This is a genomic window from Phyllobacterium lublinensis (assembly GCF_020164435.1).
In the GTDB taxonomy this organism is placed as follows: domain Bacteria; phylum Pseudomonadota; class Alphaproteobacteria; order Rhizobiales; family Rhizobiaceae; genus Phyllobacterium; species Phyllobacterium lublinensis.
Genome location: NZ_JAIUDQ010000009.1, coordinates 22,343 through 43,736, shown reverse-complemented (window position 1 = coordinate 43,736; position 21,394 = coordinate 22,343). Strand labels below are relative to the sequence as shown.

The window sequence follows — 21,394 nt, the reverse complement described above, 5'->3', positions numbered from 1 at the left end:
GGTCAATTCTGCGGCGGGCAAAGTCTCTTCAAAGAAAAACCGGCAAAGGTGCCGGTCTTTCAAGTCATTCATCGAGATTGCAGGGGATCAAAAGAAGCCCTTCTTTTGCCACCAGCCACGCTTGGGAGCCGGTTCACTTTCAGTTTTCTTTTCCGCCGGACTCGTAGAGGTGACGACAGGCTTGCTATCGTCGGCTTTCTTTGGTTCCGGCGACGCGACCGGCTCAGGTGCCGACACAGGTGTTGCCTCCACAGGCTCAACCGGCGCTTCAGCGACGGGCGCTACTTCGGGTGTCGTCTCGACTGTCTCAGTCTTCTTCGCCGACTTGCGCGGAGCGCGCTTCGGCTTGACTGGCGCTTCCGCGACGACTTCGACAGCAGCGGCTTCAACCGCAACAACGTCGGCCTCCGTTGCGGCCTTGGCGCGGGATTTGCGCTTTGCAGGCTTCTTAACGGGCACCGCGTCCTCAGCCACGGGAGCCGCTTCCACAACAGGCTCTTCAACTATTGCGGGCGTGGATGCCGCCTCTGCCGCATCGGCAAGGGTTTCAATGGTCTTTGGCTTGGCGAAGTCTGGCAGCGGGATCGACACGAATACCGGCTCTGCATCCGGTACTGGCTTCGCGGCCCGTTGTGCAACATCGTCCCCGTCTTCGAACCGCTTGTTCTTGCGTCCGCCACGACGGCCACGCCGCCGCTTCTTGCGCCGCTCGTTTTCTTCCTCGCGCGCCTTGGTAGCGGCGGCATCTTCGCCTTCGACGGGCGGTTGATCGGCATCATCCCCGTCGTCGTCACTGCGTGCAGACTGGCCTTGCTCGGCACCTGCACCTTCCTGGCGGTCGCGGCCGCCGCGGCGACGCCGCTTGCGCCGGCGCTTGCGCGATGCGTCGTCATTGTCGGCACTTCTGGCGGTTTCGCCGACCGGACTTTCGACGGTTTCCTCATCTGTCTCGTCGATGACCGGGTCGGATTCATCAAAATCGTCGGCAATTCCGAGCGCGGGCGTTTCCGTAAGGGGAACTATTGGCCCGAGGGCGATGGAGCCCTTGTCGATCGCAAAGTGCTGCGCACCCACGCTGTCATCGGCCTCGATGCTGATTGTCAGCCCGAAGCGCGCTTCGAGATCCGCAAGGTTCTGACGCTTGTGGTTGAGGACATACAGTGCCGTTGCGACGGTCGTGCGAACGATGATGTTGTTCTGCGAATGGCGCAGCAGGTATTCCTCGATCGACCGCATGACATGAAGGGCGATCGAAGAAGCGGAACGTACATGACCCGTGCCGCCACACATGGCGCAGACCTGGGTTGTCGATTCCAGCACGCTGGCGCGAATGCGCTGGCGTGACATTTCAAGAAGTCCGAAGTGCGATATGCGGCCGACCTGAATTCGGGCGCGATCGTCCTTGAGGCAATCCTTCATCCGCTTTTCGACCGCGCGGTTGTTGCGGTTCTCTTCCATGTCGATGAAATCGATCACGATCAGACCGGCAAGGTCGCGCAGGCGAAGCTGGCGGGCAACTTCGTCGGCAGCCTCGAGGTTCGTCTGCAGCGCGGTATCCTCGATGGAGTGCTCGCGCGTCGAACGGCCCGAATTGACGTCGATCGCCACCAGCGCTTCGGTCTGGTTGATGATGATGTAGCCGCCAGACTTCAAGGTTACCTGCGGCTGCAACATGCGATCGAGCTGCGCTTCGATGCCGTTGCGCGCAAAAATCGGCGTGAGTTCGCGGTAGGGCTGAACCACCTTGGCATGGCTCGGCATGAGCATGCGCATGAAATCCTTGGCTTCGCGATAGCCGTTTTCGCCAGCGACCAGGACTTCTGTGATGTCCTTGTTGTAAAGGTCGCGGATGGAGCGCTTGATCAGGCTGCCTTCTTCATAGACCAGAGTCGGCGCGCTAGAGGAGAGGGTGAGGTTGCGGACATTTTCCCACAGCCGCATCAGGTACTCATAGTCGCGCTTGACTTCCGGCTTGGTGCGGTTGGCCCCTGCGGTGCGCAGGATCACACCCATGCCTTTCGGCACCTCCAGGTCCTTGACGATATCCTTGAGGCGCTTGCGATCCTGGACACTGGTGATCTTGCGCGAAATACCGCCGCCACGGGCGGTATTCGGCATCAGGACGGAATAGCGGCCGGCAAGCGAAAGATACGTCGTAAGGGCTGCACCCTTGTTGCCCCGTTCTTCCTTGACCACCTGGACCAGCAGGATCTGGCGGCGCTTTATGACGTCCTGGATGTTGTACTGGCGGCGCTGGAAACGCTGATGAGTCGGCACTTCCTCCATCGCATCTTCGGCACCGACGGACTCGACCTCATCAAGCTCGTCATGTCCATCGTCCTTGTCTTCGTGCGAGCGCTTGGACCTTGAACGGCCTTCACTGGCTTCGGGCGCCGACCTTTCCGAAGCATCATCTTCGGATGCTTCGTCGGCACTGACGACGATAGCCTCAGAAATCACATCGGCTTCGATCGCTGCAGCGAGTGTCTGGCCGCCGCCTTCTTCCGATGATTCATCGGAAGACTCGGCTGGCGCCGGCTGTTCTGCTGCCTCCTGACCGTCGCCGGCTTCTGCAGCCGCCTCTTCAGTCTCGGCATTTTCATCGTCAGAAGCATCCAGCTTTGCGGAATCATCACCTTGCCGACCGCCGCGCCGCCCGCGGCGGCGATTGCGAGAGCTGCGATCATTACGGTCGCGAGTGCGCTGTTCGCTGGCGCTTTCCTCATGATCCTCGTCCTGGCTTGCGGCCTCGGCTTCAGCCTCGATCAGGGCCTGCCGATCGGCAACGGGGATCTGGTAGTAATCGGGATGGATTTCACTGAAAGCAAGAAACCCGTGGCGGTTGCCGCCGTATTCTACAAAGGCAGCCTGCAGGGACGGTTCAACACGCGTAACGCGTGCCAGATAAATATTGCCCTTGATCTGTTTCTTGTGTTCCGATTCAAAGTCAAATTCTTCAATTCGATTGCCGCGAACCACGACAACCCGTGTTTCCTCCTGGTGGGAGGCGTCGATTAGCATTTTGTCCGACATTATAATTCTTCTCCCCGGCTGAAATGCTTTCAACGCGGGGCAGCCAGGAAACCCTTGGGGTCCCGGGAGCCGCGTCTTCACATTTGCCGGATTTATTTGAGTTCGCAGAAACAGACAGACACGGCATCGCGCGGAGCTGCCCTCGAGCAGCCGCGGCTTGCAAGCCGGGTATAGTCACGTCTGTACCAAACATCTCTGTTCCTGACGAAACGACCTCACGAATGGCACGCTTTTGAGCTGTGCCGACACTGTTAACACCCTCGAAAGGGCTGGCTCGATGCGCCTTGTCTGCGCGATCTGCCGTTCATAAAAGCGCTGCCGACAATCCCTGTCTGCCCGCGCCAAATTCTTTTTCGGTTACCTCAGCGAAACATCGCCATTGCCACTCCGAATTTCCGTCTCTTCGTCAGCCGGTCATTTGCCGTGACATCAAAGAGCCTGATTCCGGAGGGCAGAAAGTAACCCACCTTTGCTTTTAGGAGGTGTGTCGCGTTATGACAAGGGCTTCTTCATAATCCTGTCATTGAGTTAGCGGCGACATCGGGTGCCATAAGATAATATTAACCATGGTTCCTTACCAATTAGTCACAGATAGTGTGTCCTCGGCGGGGTGCCAAGGATCATCGTGTCTGATAAACATTGTGCGAGTGGGACTTGCTTGCCCGCATGGCACCGATTGGCAAGAGGGATGAGCGTGATCTGTCGGATATTTGTGGCGGTTGCCATCGGCTTCCTGGTTTTTGTGCAGGTAGCCCGGCCATCGCTGGCGGCGGACGAGTTGGCAGCGCTGACCTATCAGGCAGCCGGCGACGAGCTGCGTACCCGCGTCGTCATCAATTTCGATCGGGAGCCCGACGTTTCAACCATGCTGCTCGATCAGCCGCACCGGTTGGCGATCGACATGCCAAAAGCGGTCTTTGCCTTCGACAAGAAATCCACTGAACCGCGCGGGTTGATCACGGATGTGCGCTACGGTCTGATCGATGATGCGCGCTCACGGCTCATATTCACCATCAAGGGGCCCTTTGCGGTCGAGCAGCTGAACGTCATCAAGAATGACAACAGTCCGGGGTACCGGCTCGTCGCGGACTTTGTGGCATCGTCTGACCGGAAGTTCGCGGAGGCGCTCACGACACAGAGTGCCATAACGGCGTCAACCGAAACAGCGCCAAAAGGTGATCGGATTGCACCCGCGGCACCAGACGAGGTGAGCAAGGGGCCGAAGCCGTTTACAGTTGTGATTGATCCCGGTCACGGCGGCATCGACAGCGGCGCCGAGAGCGCCAGTGGCATTCTGGAAAAGAACGTCACGCTGATGTTTGCAGAGCAGCTGCGGGACGAGCTGCGCAAAGTGCCTGGCCTGCGGGTGGAAATGACCCGCAACGGCGATGAGTTCCTTCGCCTGACCGAACGCGTGCGGGTGGCCCGCCAGTACGAGGCGGACCTTTTCATCTCCCTCCATGCTGACACCATTAACAGGGGCAATATCCGCGGGGCGACCGTCTATACGGTCTCCGACAAGGCCTCCGATGCCGAGTCGCGGGCGATGGCCGATCGCGAGAACCGTTCCGATGCGGTGGCCGGCATAACATTCGACAACGAGGCGCCGGAGATTGCCGACATTCTCATGGACCTTACACGAAGGGAAACCCACACGTTTTCCTTGAGTTTTGCCAAGACGGTGGTGAAGTCGCTCAAGAAGGACGTCAACATGATCAACAACCCGCATCGCTTTGCAGGGTTCCAGGTGTTGCGGGCACCAGACGTTCCCTCGGTACTGGTTGAGATCGGGTATCTTTCCAATGAGGAAGACGAGAAACTGATGCTCGACCCGGTGTGGCGGGGCCACGTTGCCGAAAGGCTTGCCTCGGCTGTAGGCGAATTTGCCGGCAAGAAGACCGCAGGCGCGCTAAACTAGACCGTTCCGGTTAACCCCGAATGGGGTCAGGCGATTTCGATCTTTGCGTTGCCGAAACTCCACAATTGGTATTTAAATTGTGAAGAGGGTCGGGTTCTCCTTGCCTTTGTCACATTTGTCGCTCAATTGCGTCGACGAGCTACCGGCCGTGCTTTGGACGATTGCCGGATAAGGAACACCTCCCGCCGGTGTTTTCCACGATGCAATCTGCATGGATCGGTTCATGCATTGATAGTATACATGCCAACCAAGTGAAATGGGTTCCGGGTACAGATGATACGCTTGATCGGATATTTTTTCGGGATCGGCACGGTCATGGCGCTTCTGGCGGCAGGCGCGGTTGCGCTCTACGTCGTCAACATGTCCAAGGACCTGCCGGACTACGAAGTACTGGCGAAATACGAACCGCCGGTCATGACGCGTGTTCATTCTTCCGACGGTGCCCTGATGGCGGAATATGCGCGCCAGCGCCGGCTGTATTTGCCGATCCAGGCGGTTCCCGATCGCGTCAAGGCGGCCTTTATTTCGGCCGAAGACAAGAATTTCTACCAGCACCCAGGCGTGGACGTTGGCGGCCTGACCAGGGCGGTTATCACCAATATCCAGAACTGGGGTTCGCGCCGCCCGGTCGGCGCATCGACAATTACCCAGCAGGTGGCCAAGAACTTCCTGTTGAGCAATGACCAGACCATCGGCCGCAAGGTCAAGGAAGCCATTTTGTCCTTCCGCATCGAACAGGCCTATTCCAAGGATCGCATTCTCGAACTCTATCTCAACGAGATCTTCTTCGGCCTGAACTCCTACGGGATCGCCGGTGCGGCCCTGACCTATTTCAACAAGTCCGTCAACGAACTGACAGTAGCGGAAGCCGCCTATCTCGCAGCGCTCCCCAAGGGGCCATCCAATTATCATCCATTCCGACAGCCAGAGCGCGCAGTAGAGCGCCGCAATTGGGTGATCGATCGCATGGCCGAAAATGGCTATGTCACGATGGAAGAGGCGAAGCAGGCCAAGGCGGAACCCCTTGGCGTCACGCCCCGCAGAACCGGCAACTATCTCTTCGCATCCGAATATTTCGCCGAGGAAGTCCGGCGCCAGATCATTGCCCGTTACGGCGAGAATGCGCTTTACGAAGGCGGCCTGTCGGTGCGGACCACACTGGATCCGAAACTGCAGGTCATGGCTCGCGCCGCACTCCAGCATGGCCTGTTCAAATATGACCACGCGCGCGGCTATCGCGGCGCCTACAAGACAATTTCAACCAATGGTGACTGGGGCATACCTCTCTCCGAGATCAAGGCGTTTTCCGATGTCCCGGACTGGAAGCTTGCCGTCGTTCTTGAGGTGACGCCAGAGCAGGCGGTTATCGGACTTCAGCCGGAGCGGGATGCCTCGGACAAGCTTGTCGCGGAGCGCAAGACCGGCACCATCGATGCGGCAGACATCAAGTGGGCATTCCGCCTGCTCAACGGTGAGAAGCGCACCACAGCCAAGAGCCTGGAGAATATATTCAACGTCGGTGACGTGGTCTTCGTCCAGAAGAAGGAAGGCAGCGAGACGGCCTTCGACCTCCAGCAAGTTCCGAAGATCGAAGGCGGCGCAGTGGCGATGGATCCGCATACGGGCCGCGTCCTCGCGATGGTCGGAGGTTTTTCCTTTGCCGAATCCGAATTCAATCGCGCAACGCAGGCGATGCGTCAGCCGGGGTCTTCGTTCAAGCCATTCGTTTATTCGGCCGCGCTCGATAACGGCTATACGCCGGCATCGGTCGTGCTTGACGGGCCGATATCCGTCGATCAGGGCGGTAGCCTTGGCATATGGGCACCGAAGAACTACGGCGGAAAGTTCGCAGGGCCATCGACCTTGCGCTATGGCATCGAGCAGTCGCGCAATCTCATGACCGTAAGGCTCGCGCAGGACATGGGCATGAAGCTTGTGGCCGAATATGCCGAGCGTTTCGGTATCTACGACAAGATGTTGCCGGTGCTCGCAATGGCGCTCGGATCCGGCGAGACGACCGTGTTGCGGATGGTCACCGGTTACTCGATCATCGCCAATGGCGGGCGCAAGATAACGCCGTCAATGATCGATCGCATTCAGGACCGCTACGGCAAGACTGTGTTCAAGCATGACGAACGCAAGTGCGAGAACTGCTCGGCAGAATGGAAGGGTCAGGCTGATCCTGAGCTGATTGACGATCGTGACCAGGTGCTTGACCCAATGACCGCCTATCAGATCACTTCAATGATGGAGGGCGTCGTCGAGCGCGGCACCGCGACCATATTGAAGAGCCTCAATCGTCCGATTGCCGGCAAGACGGGAACCACCAACGACGAAAAGGATGCCTGGTTCATCGGCTTCACGCAGGATCTCGTGTTCGGCCTCTATCTTGGCTATGACACGCCGGTTCCGATGGGCAAGGGCTTCACGGGCAGCGGTCTGGCAGCCCCCGTGTTCAAGGACTTCGTCGAAGCCGCCCTCCAGGGACAACCACCTGTTCCTTTCACTGCACCCGATGGCATGACGATCATTCCGATCGATCGCAAGACCGGCATGCGCGCATCGGCCGAAGGCCCGAACGTGATCATGGAAGCATTCAAGCCGGGCACAGGCCCTGCCGACAGCTATTCCGTGATCGGTATGGATTCGTTCTCGGAGGGTGCTCCCGTTACGGTGCAGTCGCCAAACGTCAACCGTGCCCTGCAGGGCGGTGGCGGCGGCCTCTTCTGACTCCTTCGGCTCGGCCGTTTCGTGGAAGCATGAAGACTTTACATCGAGCGGACCTCTCAATATGGTCCGCCGAAATTTGAAAGCCATCAAGAGACAAGAAGGAACGGATAGCCAATGCGCGCCGAAATCGAGACGCTGGTCGATGAGATCAAGCAGGCCATAAGCCTGCTGAGGAGGCATCTTTGACTGGGATACGTCAATCAAACGCCTGGGCTATCTGAACCAGCTCGCCGAAGACCCCGCCCTGTGGAACGATGCGCAGGAAGCGCAAAAGCTGATGCGCGAGCGTCAGCAACTGGATGATGGCATCAACTCGATTCGCACGCTGAGCCAGTCCCTGGAAGACAACATCGAACTCATTGCCATGGGCGAAGAGGAAGATGACAAGTCGATTGTCGCCGAAGCAGAAGACGCCATTCGCGGTATCAAGCAGGAAGTTGATCGCCGCCAGATCGACACACTGCTTTCGGGTGAAGCCGACTCCAACGATACATATGTCGAAGTGCATTCCGGTGCCGGCGGTACGGAAAGCCAGGATTGGGCCAATATGCTGCTGCGCATGTACACCCGCTGGGCGGAGCGCAAGGGCATGAAGGTCGAACTGCTCGAAGTACACTATGGCGAAGAAGCGGGCATCAAATCGGCCACCATACTCGTCAAGGGCCACAACGCCTATGGCCTTATGAAAACCGAGTCGGGCGTGCATCGGCTGGTGCGTATCTCGCCATACGATTCGAACGCGCGCAGGCATACATCGTTCTCGAGTATCTGGGTCTATCCGGTTGTTGATGACAATATCGAGATAGATGTCAACGAATCGGACGTCCGTATCGATACCTATCGCGCCTCCGGCGCAGGTGGACAGCACGTCAACACGACGGACTCGGCCGTGCGCATCACCCATATAGCCACTGGCATCGTCGTGCAGTGCCAAGCCGAGCGCTCACAGCACAAGAACCGCGCGACTGCCTGGTCGATGCTGCGCGCACGACTATATGAAGCCGAGCTCGAAAAGCGGGAGCAGGAGGCAAACGCGATCTCTGCATCCAAGACCGATATCGGCTGGGGACACCAGATTCGTTCCTATGTGCTGCAGCCGTACCAGCTGGTCAAGGACCTGCGCACCGGCGTCGAAAGCACCAGCCCGCAGGACGTGCTCGACGGGGATGTCGACATGTTCATGGAAGCCGCGTTGGCGCACCGGGTACACGGATCGGACATGGAAGTCGAAGATATCGCCCGATCTGGCGCCTGAAGCCGGTACACAACACGGAAAGAGCCATGGTGACATGGCTATTTTCCAATTGCCGAAAGCCTGAAGTTCAAAGTTCGGAGGCGAGCTCGCGGCCGATCGTCAGGTAGCCAGCGGGATTGATGGCGTTGCCGTTCTTGCGAACTTCATAATGCAGGTGCGGGCCGGTGGAGCGCCCGGTGCTGCCGACCTTGCCCAGAATATCGCCCGGTTTGATCTGCTGGCCGACGCTGACGAGAATTTGACTCATATGGCCATAACGTGTCGCAAGACCGTTGCCATGGTCGATTTCGACCATATTGCCGTAGCCGCCATTATAGTCGGCCGCCGTTACGGTTCCCTTGGCCGTGGCAAGTACCGACGATCCCGATGTGGCGCGAAAATCCATGCCCGAGTGAAAGGCAACCATGCCCAGGAGCGGGTCCTTTCTGACCCCGAACGGGCTTGAGACCGGCATGCCGGGAACAGGGTTGGCGATGGGGACTGATTTGGCCAGGGCCTTGGCGCCTTCGAGGCGAGCCAGCGCTTCATCGAGGTCGGCGAGATTGGTGTCGATGCCTGATGTGGGACCTGCGCTTGCCAGAAGCAACGGACCGCCGCTGCCTGCCTTGTCGTCATTCAGAACAGGTTTGACCCCGGTCGCCGCCAGCGCTTCCATGATCTTGTCAGCGTTTTCGTAGGCGGCGTTCGACAGTTTTTGAATTTGCTGCGTCTGCCGGGATTCAATGTCGTTCAGGGAATGGCCGACCGAGTCGAGAATTTCCGCCTTGTCGACACCGGTCCTTTCCCTGTCGTCGCGCGGTATCGGCTTGTGCGTCGACTTTGTCGGTCCAGTGATAATCGGATCAATGCCGTAAAAGCCGTCCGTATCCTCGGAATTCACGACATCCTGATCATCACCATCCATTGCCAGGCTCGTATCGCCGTTAACGCCGGCGCGCGTTGCCCGTTCAAGGGCAGGGGCCAGCTTGGCATGTCGTTCGGCGAGGGCCTTTTGCCGTTCAATCAGTGCGGCGACTTTGCCATCCATCAATCTCTGGTCGAGCATCTGACGGCTTGTAACCCGGTCGAGTTGGGTCCGAAGCGTGGCAAGTCGGTCTTCATAAGCCTGCTGAAGGCGCGCCTGACGGGCAACGCTGCCGGCGATGAGGTCATCGCGAAATACGAGATAGGACGTTGCAAGCAGGTAGCTGCCCGCAAGTCCCAGGGCGAGGGCACCGCCGAGCAGCCCTGCCCATGGCCTGATTGTGAAATGGCGGATTGTCTTGCCCCGCGCGATAATGATCGTGTGGGGCTCGTTTGTGCTGCCGAAGATGCTGGAGTTCTTGATCTTCTTCATTGCGGCTAGCTCGTTGATTCGCAGCTTCAATTTGTGAAATCATTACACTCTGTTAGGGTTAACAAACCCTGACCGGGTCGGTGCGATGCACCACCAATCCGACAGAAGCGTGCGAATTATGCCTTGAGCGCCTTGGCGGCATCGAGAACCTCGGCCGCATGACCGGGAACTTTGACCTTGTTCCAGATTTTCGCGACCTTGCCATCCGAATCGATCAGGAAGGTCGTCCGTTCGACGCCCATGTATTTTCGGCCATACATGCTCTTCTCAACCCAAAGCCCGTACGCGCCGATGATCGACTTGTCCTCGTCCGCGACAAGATCGACTTTCAACTCGTGCTTGGTCTTGAATTTGTCATGTTTCTTGACCGCGTCTGGTGACATGCCGATGACCTTCACGCCGAGCTTTTCAAACTGCGGCTTCAAGCCGGAAAACTCGATCGCCTCCTGCGTACAGCCGCTCGTGTCATCCTTCGGATAGAAATAGAGAACGACGGGGTTTCCGCGCAGGCCGGAAAGTGTGATCGTGCCTCCACCGTCGCGGGGCAGGGTGAAATCCGGGGCATTGCTGCCGATATCCAAAGCCGTCATAGGAATGCCTTTCTTTTCATTATTGAATGCCCACCTCAGTTACGCAATTATAGAGAGGTACGGGAATCGTCTACGGTTTCCCAATTGATTCCTCAATTGGCTTGGGAATTTGACAGAGAAACCGGAAAAAGTCCGTTTTACGAAGCGGGACTTCACAAAACTGCACCAGTACCCCTCTGGTTCTAAATCAGGTGAAGCGCGCGTGGTGATGCCGCCAAGACGTTCACGTCTCCGTTTTGCGTGCGGCGCTGCCTCGTCCTTCCTGATATTCATCGCCGTACTGGCCGGTATCGCCTTCGTCGTCCTGCGTGTCGGGGTCGGTGGGGAGGCACTGACTGCGCGTGCGCAAACGGCGCTCAAAACAGCGCTTGGACCGAGCGTCGACGCGACCATCCAATCTGCCAGCATATCGCTCGACAAGCGACGCCACGTCGCGCTCGAAGCGCGTAATGTCAATATCAACGATGCCAGACGTGGGATCGAGATCGACAATGTCCGTTCGGTCCGTATTGGCCTCGCCACCCTGCCGCTGCTGCAGGGTGAAGCGAAGGTCGAGCGCCTCGAGTTGGACGGCGCAAACATCAAGCTCACGTCGCAGGTTCCATTCGACTTCATGGCATTGCTGCCCATGGATGAACGCGGTCTGGTCAATCTGGACGCCGCGACGAACGCTGTTTTTGCCGGACTTCAAACAGCCGTATCGCTGCTCGATCAGCGCGAGACACGGGACATCACCATCGCGGATACCGCGGTTGATTTCGCCATTGCCGGCAAGCCGGAACAGTTGCGGATTGTCAATCTCGATTTGTCGGACACGGGCGGTCCGGTGGCGATCAATGGTACCGTGGAATGGCGAGGCAAGCAGATCGAGGTCGCGGCGCAGGCCAAGCGATCCGCTCCCGGCGCAAAGGTTGACGCCTTTTCGCTTGCGATCAGCAACATCCCCCTGAATGGCAAATACGGCAAGGCCCCCGTTCCCGACGTGGATGGCATCAAGCCGGATGGAGCCTATCTCGCCTATGACAACCAGGCGAGCATCAAACTGGACGGCACAGCCGCAACAGCTTCTGATCCGGCCCGCATTGCAGGGACGTTGCACATTGGCGATGGACCAGTCACCATCGGCAATGTCGACGACATGGCGGTTGAGTCCCAGATCAATTTCGAGCACGTGTCAGGAACCGACAAGGTCGAGATCAAGCCATCCAGCGTTCATTTTGGCGCGTTCAAGGGGGTCGTTGAGGGAGCAGTCGGGCCTGAGCCGGGCGTAACCGATTCTGCGATGCCCGCCAGCCCTGGCTACGGGTTCGAGTTGATCACGCAGGAGGCGACCTCGACGCCGCAGGATTCGCCGGAGGCCGCACTTCCGTTCAGCGCAAGGGTGGCCGGACGCTACGACCTTGCGCAAAAGCAGCTTGATATTTCGGAGATCGCTGTCCGGGCAGCTGGCGAAAGTGAACTCCTTGGACGAGCGGCAGCAACGTTTGGCAAGGGCTCACCTGCCATGACGCTCGACTTGCGCATTCCGCAGATACCCGTTGCCCATGCAAAGCAGCTTTGGCCAGTCTGGGCCGCTACCGGCGCGCGCCGCTGGGTTATGGCGAATCTGTTTGCCGGAACGGCCAGGGACGGCCGGATCAGTGTCGTCTTCGGCGCCGGACGATTTGATGGTCCAGGAAAGCCGCCGCCGCTGACACCCGATGAAGTTCAAGTCGATTTTGCGGTTGAGGGTTCACGTTTCAATATCGTTGGCGATCTGCCGCCTGTCCAAAATGCTGCCGGCAAGATCAATGTGCGCGGTGCCTTGACGACCATCAATCTTGAGAAGGGGTCGTCGATCACTCCCAATAATCGTGAAGCCCGGATTATCAATGGCACGCTGACCATTCCCTGGGGGCCGCAACGGCCCGTTCTGTCCGAACTCGACCTCAATCTGGAGGGTGATGCGTCTGCAGTGGCCGAAATCATTGGCTTCAAGCCCATCAACGGCCTGAAGAACCTTCCGTTCTCCCCGGAGGATATCAAGGGCAATGTCAAATCCCATGTGCTCGTGACTTTTCCGGTGACGCGCCGCGCGCCGCCGGGCAGCCTCAAATGGTCCGCCGACATGCAGCTGTCCAACGTGTCGATCGCCAAGAAAATCGACGGACAGATCATATCCAATGCCGATGGAACATTGTCGGTCACCCAGGATGAAGCGCGGATCGACGCCAGTGCGCAACTCAACGGAATCCCGGCCGACATCAAGATGTTCGAGCCACTGGGCAACAATCCTGCCAAGCGCGAACAGGGCGTGACGCTGCAACTCGACGACAAGACCCGCAACGCATTGTTTCCCGCGCTCGATCCGCTGCTTTCCGGTCCGATCTCGGTCGATATCGACAAGGCGGCCGACGGTTCGCGGCTTGCCACCGCCGATTTGACCAAAGCCGAGATCAAGCTGGCGCAACTCGGTTGGACAAAGGGCGCTGGCGTCAAGGCCAGCGCCAAGTTCTCGCTGCAGCAGGATGGCGACAACGCCACCATCAAGGATCTGGATATATCCGGTGATACGTTTCGTTTGCGCGGTGATGTGAAGGTCACAAAAGGCGACCTCACATCTGCCGACTTCAGCGACGTGAAACTCAATCGCGGTGACAACATCGCCGTCAAGGTTGCCCGCACCAAATATGGCTATCGGGCTGATGTGAACGGCGAATATTTCGACGCACGTCCGCTGCTCAACCAGATTACCGACAAGAAGAAGAAAAGCTCCGGCGGCGGTGACAGCAAGCAGCGTATCCTGGTCAATGCCGACATAGGGGAAGTTGCAGGCTTCTATTCGGAAAGCTTTCGCAATGTATCACTGTCCTATGAGGGCGTAGGCTCGAACGTATCGGGGTTGGCGTTCAATGCGATCACGAAATCCGGGCAAAGGGCCAATGCCACTGACAGTTCCGAGAGTGGCGCACGGTCGATCAGCCTGCAGTCGAAAGATGCCGGTGCGGTACTGCGGTTCTTCGGCTTTTACGACAAGATGTCGGGCGGCAGCATCAGTGTCGCCCTAGATTCCCGGGGCGACGGGCCGCTGCGTGGTCAGGTCGACGCCCAGAATTTTACGCTTGTCAACGAGCCTCGCCTTGCGAAGCTCGTTTCGACTTCGCCAAGCGGGGCCAGCCTCAATGATGCCGTGCAAAAGAACATTGACGTCTCACAGGTGACTTTCGATCGCGGATTCTCCCAAATCGAAAAAGGTTCGAACTACACCAATCTTGCCAACGGGGTCATACGCGGCTCAACGATCGGCGCCACGTTTCAGGGGGTGCTCAGCGATCCGCAGGGCAACATGTCGTTGACCGGCACCTTCATGCCCGCCTATGGCATCAACCGCATCTTCGGCGAGGTACCCATCCTCGGGCTGGTCCTTGGCAACGGACGCGACCGCGGCCTGATCGGCATTACCTACAAGCTGCAAGGGCCGTTGAAGCAGCCTCAAATCTTCGTCAATCCGATCTCGGTCATTGCGCCCGGCATCTTCCGGTCGATCTTCGAGTTTCAGTAGGGAAGTATGTCCCCATGGCTGCATTCGCTGTTGGAGTGGGTCACCCCCACCCGCAATTTTGCTGCGACCGCCCCATCTAGGGGGGAGCTGGGGGACAAGCCTCACCAGCTCTTTACCCTCCCCTTGATGGGGGCCGAAGGCGGGCGAGACAAGAGGCTCGCCCCGGAAGTCGGACCAACGGTCCGGGGTGGGGTGAAGGGACTGTTTTAAAACTGAAAGCTCTAAACCGGCTTCACCAGAATATGCTTCTTCTTTCCAAGCGATAGTTTGATCACGCCGTCGGCGGTTACCTCGGCTGTCCCGACCTGCGCCCTTTCATCGGAAATGGCAGCATCGTTCACACGCACGGCACCGCCCTGGATGTGGCGGCGCGCTTCGCCATTCGACGATGCCAGCCCCGCCTTCACGAGCAGGGTGAGGATGCCAATTCCGGCTTCAAGTTCACTGCCTGCCATCTCAACCGACGGAAGATTGGTGGCGAGGGCGCCTTCCTCGAAGGTCTTGCGTGCGGTTTCTGCAGCTTCTTCAGCAGCAGTTCGGCCATGCAGAAGCGCTGTGATCTCGGTTGCCAGGACCTTCTTTGTCTCATTGATCTCGGCGCCGCCCAGGGCCGCCAGCCGGGCGATCTCGTCAAGTGGCAACGTCGTGTAGAGCTTGAGGAAACGCTCGACATCGGCATCTTCCGTATTGCGCCAGTACTGCCAGAAATCATAGGGACTCAGCAGATCCGGGTTCAACCAGATCGCACCATTCATCGATTTGCCCATCTTCGCCCCGGACGAAGTCGTCAGAAGTGGCGAGGTGAGTGCGTAGAGTTGTGGCGTACCCAGGCGATGGCCGAGATCGATGCCATTGACGATGTTGCCCCATTGGTCCGAGCCGCCCATTTGGAGGCGCAGGCCATAACGCTTGTTGAGTTCCACGAAATCATAGGCCTGAAGGATCATGTAGTTGAACTCCAGGAACGACAGCGACTGCTCGCGATCGAGCCGCTGCTTCACCGAGTCGAAGGACAGCATGCGGTTGACCGAAAAATGCTGGCCGACGTCGCGCAGGAACTCTAGGTAATTGAGCGGCAATAGCCATTCTGCGTTGTTGACCATCAACGCATCCTCTGGACGTTCGCCGAACTGGAGGTAGTTGGCGAACACCCGCTTGATGCCATCAATGTTGTTCTGGATGGTTTCGGGCGTCATCAACTTGCGCGCCTCATCCTTGAACGACGGGTCGCCGACCATACCGGTACCGCCGCCCATCAATGCCACAGGGCGATGGCCGGTCCTTTGCATCCAGTGCAGCATCATGATCTGCAACAGGCTGCCCGCATGCAGGCTCGATGCCGTGGGGTCAAAGCCGATATAGGCTGACACGGTTTCCTTGGCGAAGAGTGCATCCAGGCCAGCGTCGTCGGAGGTCTGGTGGATAAAGCCGCGCGTGGAAAGCGTGTGCAGAAATTCGGATTTGAAGGCAGACATGAAAGTTTCCTGATTGAATCGGCGTGCACGAAATGCGTGCCGTGTGAGACGGAGCCGTTAAAAGCAAATTTTGTCTATATGAAGCCAGTTCTGTTTCCGGGTGGCGAGACAATCCACGCGGAAGGTGGCGAGGCCGATGTGTTTCCATCGGACGACGCCGCCTGACAAAGTGGTTGGCCGCCAGCCGGAAACTCGGAGAGCCGGGTGAATTTGGTCCGAATCCATCGGGCCTCGGCTTTGTCCGGTGGATAAACATCGGCCTCGCCACCCCCCGACCTTGTACCAAATGCCCTCCAGCAGAACGGCTTCCTATAGACAAAACTTGCTCTAACATCATTCTCTATCGAATCACAAGAAAGGCAGTGTCTTGGCGGCGATTAGGCGTGCGATCGGTTTGATGAGCGGAACGTCCATGGACGGGATCGACATCGCGCTCATTGACACCGATGGCGAAAACGAGGTGCGGCGGGGCGCCAGCGCCTTCGTGCCCTACGAGACGGCGTTTCGCCGCCAGATCGAGACTGGACTTGATGATGCAAAGTTGATCAGGGCCAGGACAGAACGGCCCGGTGTGCTCGCCGCCATCGAGAAAGAGCTGTCAAACCGTCACGCCAGGGCTGTGATCGACTTCTTGTCAGATAACAACATCGCCAAGAATGATATTGATATCATTGGATTTCATGGACAGACTGTTTTGCACCGCCCTTTGCAGGGCCTGACCGTACAGCTCGGCGATGCCAGCATGCTGGCCACGATGACGGGCATTCCCGTTGTCTATGATATGCGGGCGAACGATATGGTGCATGGTGGTCAGGGCGCACCATTGGTACCTGCCTACCATCGGGCGCTTTCCACTCATATCCCCGCTGAAATCAGCCAGGGCAAGCCAGTGGTGTTCGCCAATATTGGCGGGATTTCCAATGTGACGATCATCTCCGGCAATGGCGATCCGATTGCGTTCGATACGGGACCCGGCAACACGCTGATCGACCAGTGGGTGTCGGACAAGGCAGGCATCGCCTATGATGCCGGAGGGGCGATTGCCAGTGAAGGCCAGGTCGTGGCCGATCGCGTCGGCCGATACCTTACCAAGCGCTTCTTTGATTTGCCGCCACCGAAGTCGCTGGATCGCAACGACTTTACGCTGGAGGAGCTTGGCGATCTTGAGCTGGCTGACGGTGCCCGCACACTGGCCCGCGTAACGGCCGATGCCATCCTCAAGGCAGGTGTCCATGCGCCGGAAACGCCATCCCTCTGGATCATATGCGGGGGCGGGCGCAAGAATGCTACGATAATGACCGATCTGAAGGATGGCGCCGCAGTTGCCGGCGCAAGGGTCGTGGTCGCGGAAGATTTGGGGTTCAATGGCGATTCGATGGAGGCCGAGGCCTGGGCCTATCTTGCGGTACGGGCGCTTGATGGATTGCCGTTGACATGGCCGACCACGACCGGGTGTGACGCCCCTGTTTCTGGGGGCGTCATCATCGCACCGTCTTAGCGAAGGCGTTTCGGCTTGGCTTCGACCAGTTCGCCATTGAGGCGGCGGTCAAGGTAGTCGGAGCACTCGGCGATGACTTCGTCGGTCATGCCGGTAAAGAAATGGTTGGCACCGACCATCGTTCTCTGGGTGATGGTGATGCCCTTCTGCGTCTTCAGCTTGTCGACGAGCCCCTGGACATCCTTGGGTGGCGCGACCTTGTCTTGATCGCCATGCAGGATCAGCCCGGATGACGGGCAGGGGGCGAGGAAGGAAAAGTCGTAGGTGTTGGGCTGCGGCGCGACGGAGATGAAGCCTTCGATCTCCGGGCGGCGCATCAGCAGCTGCATGCCGATCCAGGCGCCGAAGGAATATCCGGCAACCCAGCACGTCTTTGAATCCGGGTGTAGTGATTGCACCCAGTCGAGCGCGCCTGCGGCATCCGACAATTCGCCCGAGCCATGGTCAAATTCCCCCTGGCTGCGGCCAATGCCACGGAAGTTGAACCGCAAGGTCGTAAATCCGCGCTGCTGGAACATGTAGAACAGATCGTAGACGATCTTGTTGTTCATGGTGCCGCCAAATTGTGGGTGCGGATGGAGGACAATCGCAATCGGGGCATTTTTTTCCGTAGAAGGCTGGTATCGGCCCTCAAGACGTCCCGCTGGTCCATTGAAAATCACTTCAGGCATGTGTACTCCACTTTTGGCAGCAAGAGCGGTTATTGCAAGCCGGGCTTGACGGCAACCAATGACGCCCATAAAACCAGTTTAGAACCGTTCAAAACTGGTGTAGAATTTTATCTCGAAACGGCTTAATAGGCTGGTCCGAGGCTGAATTTCAAGAAAATTGCGCTTTTGAAGCGCGCAGAGCTCAAAAGAACACGAAACAGGACAGGCATGGCCCGCAATCGCGCCTATTTGGACTATAATGCAAGTGCGCCGCTTATCCCGGCTGCGCGCGATGCTGTCGTTCAGGCGCTCGAGTTGACTGGCAATCCGTCGTCGGTCCATCAGGAAGGCCGCGCGACCAAGGCAATTCTGGAGGCTGCGCGCCGTGATGTGGCGGCTCTCGTCAATGCCAAGGCAGATCATGTTGTCTTTACATCGGGTGCCACCGAGGCCGCTTCAACCTTGCTCACACCAAATTATGTGATGGGGCGGGCGGCGATGCGACTGTCGCGGCTCTATGTCAGCGCCAGCGAACATCCGTGCATCCTTGCCGGCGGCCAGTTCCATGCAGACCAGGTTGAGAAAGTGCCCGTGGACGGTCAGGGGCTCCTTGATCTGACGCGTCTCCGCGCACTCCTCGAATCCCATGACCGCAACGAGGGACTTCCACTGGTGGCTGTTCAGGCTGCCAATAACGAGACAGGTGTGTTGCAGCCGATCGAAACAATTGGCGCGCTCGTGAAGGAGTTTGGTGGCCTCTTTGTGGTTGATGCGGTTCAGGCCGCGGGACGGATTCCGCTCGATATCACAACATGTTCTGCCGATTACCTCATCCTTTCCTCGCACAAAATTGGCGGGCCCAAGGGGGTTGGTGCGATCGTTGCCATTTCGGATCTCGTGATGCCGAAGGCACTGGTTCGGGGTGGTGGCCAGGAAAAAGGTCATCGCGCCGGTACCGAGGCACTGCCCATGATTGCCGGCTTTGGGGCAGCCGCCCGCGTGGCCGACGAGCGCCTGAAATCCGAAGGCTGGCGTCCGCGGCATCGCGAGGCGATCGAGCGCGGCATCCGAGCAATCGCGCCGGACGCGATCATTTATGGCGAGATGGCTGAGCGGCTGCCCAACACAACGTTTTTCGCGCTGGCGGATATTAAGGCGGAAACCGTGCAAATCGCTTTCGATCTGGCGGGAATTGCGCTATCGGCAGGCTCTGCCTGTTCGTCGGGAAAAGTTGGTCCGAGCCACGTGCTGGCCGCGATGGGTCATGGCGAGGGAATGGGCGGTTTGAGAGTTTCGACAGCGCCTGAGACGAGCGAGGCAGACATCGCGCAGTTTCTCGATGCGCTGAAGGATATCGTCGCGCGGCGCGACCGGTTGAAGCCGGCTGCGGCCGATGCGGCCTAGAGAATTTCGATTATCGGCAATGATTAGCCGTTAATTGCAAAAAATCCGGTGAATACCGGTGTTAAATCGTGCAGATGCACATTACATGAAGGCAAAATTCAAGACGACATACGCCTTGACGTTTGCAACTGCGGGGCCTTGACCCCCGCGTGGATGGAGAACGCCAATGCCTGCCGTGCAGGAAACTATTGATCGTGTCCGTACGCTGGATGTGGACCAGTACAAATATGGCTTTGAAACCCTTATCGAAATGGATAAGGCGCCGAAGGGCCTGAACGAAGATATTATCCGCTTCATTTCTGCCAAGAAGAACGAACCGGAGTGGATGCTCGAATGGCGTCTGAAGGCCTATGAACGCTGGCTGACGATGGAAGAACCCACTTGGGCACGGGTGGATTATCCAAAAATCGACTTCCAGGACATGGTCTATTTCGCAGGTCCGAAGAACCAGACTGGTCCGGCATCGCTTGCAGATGTCGATCCGGAGTTGCTGCGCACCTATGAAAAGCTTGGTATCCCGCTCAAGGAGCAGGAAATCCTGGCAGGTGTCCGCAAGCCCGGTGAGCCAGGTCCTTCCGACGACGAGGAAGTCGGCGACAATGTCTACAAGTCCGGCCGCGTCGCGGTGGATGCCGTGTTTGACAGTGTCTCGGTCGTCACCACGTTCAAGGCGGAGCTTGCAAAAGCCGGCGTCATCTTCTGCTCGATCTCGGAAGCGATCCGCGAACATCCCGAATTGGTCAAGAAGTACCTCGCAACCGTTGTCCCTGTTACGGACAACTTCTATGCGACGTTGAATTCGGCTGTCTTTACCGACGGTTCCTTCGTCTACGTGCCGAAGGGCGTGCGCTGTCCCATGGAGCTTTCCACCTATTTCCGCATCAACGAGCGGGATACGGGGCAGTTCGAGCGCACGCTGATCATCGCGGAAGAAGGTGCCTACGTTTCCTATCTCGAAGGTTGCACCGCGCCGCAGCGCGACGAAAACCAGCTGCATGCGGCTGTCGTCGAGCTGATTGCGCTCGATGATGCCGAGATCAAATATTCGACCGTGCAGAACTGGTACCCCGGCGATGCGGAAGGCAAGGGCGGCATCTACAATTTCGTCACCAAGCGTGGCGACTGCCGCGGCGTCAATTCGAAGATTTCCTGGACACAGGTCGAGACCGGTTCGGCGATCACCTGGAAATACCCATCGGTCATCCTGCGCGGCGACAATTCGCGCGGCGAATTCTATTCGATCGCCGTTTCGAATGGTCACCAGCAGATCGACAGCGGTACCAAGATGCTGCACCTCGGCAAGAACACGTCGAGCCGCATCATTTCCAAGGGTATTTCTGCCGGCAAGTCGAACAACACCTATCGTGGCCAGGTCTCGGCGCACCGCAAGGCGGAGAATGCCCGCAACTTCACCCAGTGTGACTCGCTGCTGATCGGCAATGACTGCGGCGCGCATACCGTGCCCTATATCGAGGCCAAGAACGCCACTGCCCAGTTCGAGCACGAGGCGACGACGTCGAAGATTTCGGAGGATGCGCTGTTCTATGTGATGCAGCGCGGCATTCCGGAAGAAGAGGCGATCGCGCTGATCGTCAATGGTTTCGTCAAGGAAGTTATCCAGGAACTGCCAATGGAATTTGCCGTTGAGGCACAAAAGCTCATCGGCATCAGTCTCGAGGGGAGCGTCGGTTGATGGTTATTGTCACGAAGGATGAACTCGACAGGTTACGCCGCCGCTATGACGAGCTGGGCGAAGTCATCGAGGAACTGACGGACACATTGGCTCGCTCGTCCACGGCAACAGAAAGAGTGCTTGAGCCCGAACTTATACGGGCTCGCAAGGAGCTTGCTTCAGTTGTCGAGCGCCTGAGGAGCCTGAGCGGCGACAGTTCGGATTGAGGTTGGCAAGAAAGCCATCCACTCGTGAAATTTTAGCGGGATCGCCTGTTGGCTGGTCCCCAACG

Annotated in this window: 13 protein-coding genes; 8 read left to right on the top strand and 5 right to left on the bottom strand. The window is 58.2% G+C overall.

The window, feature by feature from the left end:
* Nucleotides 1–87: 87 nt before the first annotated feature.
* Nucleotides 88–3,033 (bottom strand): Rne/Rng family ribonuclease, encoded by a 2,946-nt coding sequence (locus K9U38_RS12805; RefSeq protein WP_224494731.1) that lies wholly within the window; start codon nt 3,031–3,033, stop codon nt 88–90.
* 688 nt (nt 3,034–3,721) lie between these two features.
* On the opposite strand from K9U38_RS12805, the gene K9U38_RS12800 reads away from it, so the two are divergent.
* The 3 genes from K9U38_RS12800 to prfB all read left to right on the top strand — a co-directional run bounded on the left by K9U38_RS12800 (nt 3,722) and on the right by prfB (nt 8,936).
* The gene (locus tag K9U38_RS12800; RefSeq protein ID WP_224494730.1) at nt 3,722–4,951 is read left to right on the top strand and encodes an N-acetylmuramoyl-L-alanine amidase; all 1,230 of its coding nucleotides are present in this window, start codon (nt 3,722–3,724) and stop codon (nt 4,949–4,951) included.
* A gap of 273 nt (nt 4,952–5,224) precedes the next feature.
* A complete protein-coding gene (locus K9U38_RS12795) occupies nt 5,225–7,681 on the top strand; it encodes a penicillin-binding protein 1A (protein ID WP_224494729.1) in 2,457 nt (818 codons plus the stop codon).
* Between the two features lie 114 nt (nt 7,682–7,795).
* A protein-coding gene (prfB, locus tag K9U38_RS12790; protein WP_224494728.1) for a peptide chain release factor 2 occupies nt 7,796–8,936 on the top strand; the annotation gives its coding sequence in 2 pieces (ribosomal slippage) (nt 7,796–7,864 and nt 7,866–8,936; 1,140 coding nt in all).
* Between the two features lie 67 nt (nt 8,937–9,003).
* Here prfB and K9U38_RS12785 read toward each other — a convergent pair.
* Both K9U38_RS12785 and bcp read right to left on the bottom strand, forming a co-directional pair.
* Nucleotides 9,004–10,272, bottom strand: a complete 1,269-nt coding sequence (locus tag K9U38_RS12785; protein WP_224494727.1) for a M23 family metallopeptidase — start codon at nt 10,270–10,272, stop codon at nt 9,004–9,006.
* Between the two features lie 116 nt (nt 10,273–10,388).
* Nucleotides 10,389–10,862, bottom strand: a complete 474-nt coding sequence (gene bcp / locus K9U38_RS12780; RefSeq protein WP_224494726.1) for a thioredoxin-dependent thiol peroxidase — start codon at nt 10,860–10,862, stop codon at nt 10,389–10,391.
* 208 nt (nt 10,863–11,070) lie between these two features.
* Here bcp and K9U38_RS12775 point away from each other — a divergent pair, with 208 nt between their 5' ends.
* On the top strand, nt 11,071–14,403 hold the full coding sequence (locus K9U38_RS12775) for a DUF3971 domain-containing protein (protein ID WP_224494725.1): 3,333 nt from the start codon (nt 11,071–11,073) through the stop codon (nt 14,401–14,403).
* A gap of 221 nt (nt 14,404–14,624) precedes the next feature.
* Here the strand turns inward: K9U38_RS12775 and tyrS are convergent, their stop codons facing one another.
* Nucleotides 14,625–15,878: a tyrosine--tRNA ligase gene (gene tyrS / locus K9U38_RS12770; RefSeq protein ID WP_224494724.1), complete on the bottom strand. Its 1,254-nt coding sequence runs from the start codon at nt 15,876–15,878 to the stop codon at nt 14,625–14,627.
* Between the two features lie 367 nt (nt 15,879–16,245).
* Here tyrS and K9U38_RS12765 point away from each other — a divergent pair, with 367 nt between their 5' ends.
* Entirely contained in the window at nt 16,246–17,376 is a 1,131-nt protein-coding gene (locus tag K9U38_RS12765) for an anhydro-N-acetylmuramic acid kinase (protein ID WP_224494723.1), read from the top strand.
* On the opposite strand, the gene K9U38_RS12760 is transcribed toward K9U38_RS12765, so the two are convergent.
* Complete coding sequence (locus tag K9U38_RS12760) at nt 17,373–18,047, bottom strand: alpha/beta hydrolase (protein WP_224494722.1); 675 nt, start codon at nt 18,045–18,047, stop codon at nt 17,373–17,375. The genes K9U38_RS12765 and K9U38_RS12760 overlap by 4 nt on opposite strands.
* A 207-nt stretch (nt 18,048–18,254) precedes the next feature.
* On the opposite strand from K9U38_RS12760, the gene K9U38_RS12755 reads away from it, so the two are divergent.
* The 3 genes from K9U38_RS12755 to K9U38_RS12745 all read left to right on the top strand — a co-directional run bounded on the left by K9U38_RS12755 (nt 18,255) and on the right by K9U38_RS12745 (nt 21,329).
* Complete coding sequence (locus K9U38_RS12755; RefSeq protein ID WP_224494721.1) at nt 18,255–19,430, top strand: cysteine desulfurase family protein; 1,176 nt, start codon at nt 18,255–18,257, stop codon at nt 19,428–19,430.
* 166 nt (nt 19,431–19,596) lie between these two features.
* The gene (gene sufB, locus K9U38_RS12750; protein ID WP_224494720.1) at nt 19,597–21,123 is read left to right on the top strand and encodes a Fe-S cluster assembly protein SufB; all 1,527 of its coding nucleotides are present in this window, start codon (nt 19,597–19,599) and stop codon (nt 21,121–21,123) included.
* Entirely contained in the window at nt 21,123–21,329 is a 207-nt protein-coding gene (locus K9U38_RS12745) for a hypothetical protein (RefSeq protein ID WP_224494719.1), read from the top strand. The genes sufB and K9U38_RS12745 overlap by 1 nt, the downstream gene beginning before the upstream one ends.
* Nucleotides 21,330–21,394: the final 65 nt, after the last annotated feature.

Excerpts from the sequence above, each read along its gene's own strand:
- K9U38_RS12785 (WP_224494727.1), bottom strand. The coding sequence starts at position 10,272 with ATGAAGAAGATCAAGAACTCCAGCATCTTCGGCAGCACAAACGAGCCC.
- sufB (WP_224494720.1), top strand. The coding sequence starts at position 19,597 with ATGCCTGCCGTGCAGGAAACTATTGATCGTGTCCGTACGCTGGATGTG.
- K9U38_RS12805 (WP_224494731.1), bottom strand. The coding sequence starts at position 3,033 with ATGTCGGACAAAATGCTAATCGACGCCTCCCACCAGGAGGAAACACGG.
- K9U38_RS12775 (WP_224494725.1), top strand. The coding sequence starts at position 11,071 with ATGCCGCCAAGACGTTCACGTCTCCGTTTTGCGTGCGGCGCTGCCTCG.
- K9U38_RS12795 (WP_224494729.1), top strand. The coding sequence starts at position 5,225 with ATGATACGCTTGATCGGATATTTTTTCGGGATCGGCACGGTCATGGCG.
- K9U38_RS12755 (WP_224494721.1), top strand. The coding sequence starts at position 18,255 with ATGGCCCGCAATCGCGCCTATTTGGACTATAATGCAAGTGCGCCGCTT.
- bcp (WP_224494726.1), bottom strand. The coding sequence starts at position 10,862 with ATGACGGCTTTGGATATCGGCAGCAATGCCCCGGATTTCACCCTGCCC.
- tyrS (WP_224494724.1), bottom strand. The coding sequence starts at position 15,878 with ATGTCTGCCTTCAAATCCGAATTTCTGCACACGCTTTCCACGCGCGGC.
- K9U38_RS12745 (WP_224494719.1), top strand. The coding sequence starts at position 21,123 with ATGGTTATTGTCACGAAGGATGAACTCGACAGGTTACGCCGCCGCTAT.
- K9U38_RS12800 (WP_224494730.1), top strand. The coding sequence starts at position 3,722 with ATGAGCGTGATCTGTCGGATATTTGTGGCGGTTGCCATCGGCTTCCTG.
- K9U38_RS12760 (WP_224494722.1), bottom strand. The coding sequence starts at position 18,047 with ATGCCTGAAGTGATTTTCAATGGACCAGCGGGACGTCTTGAGGGCCGA.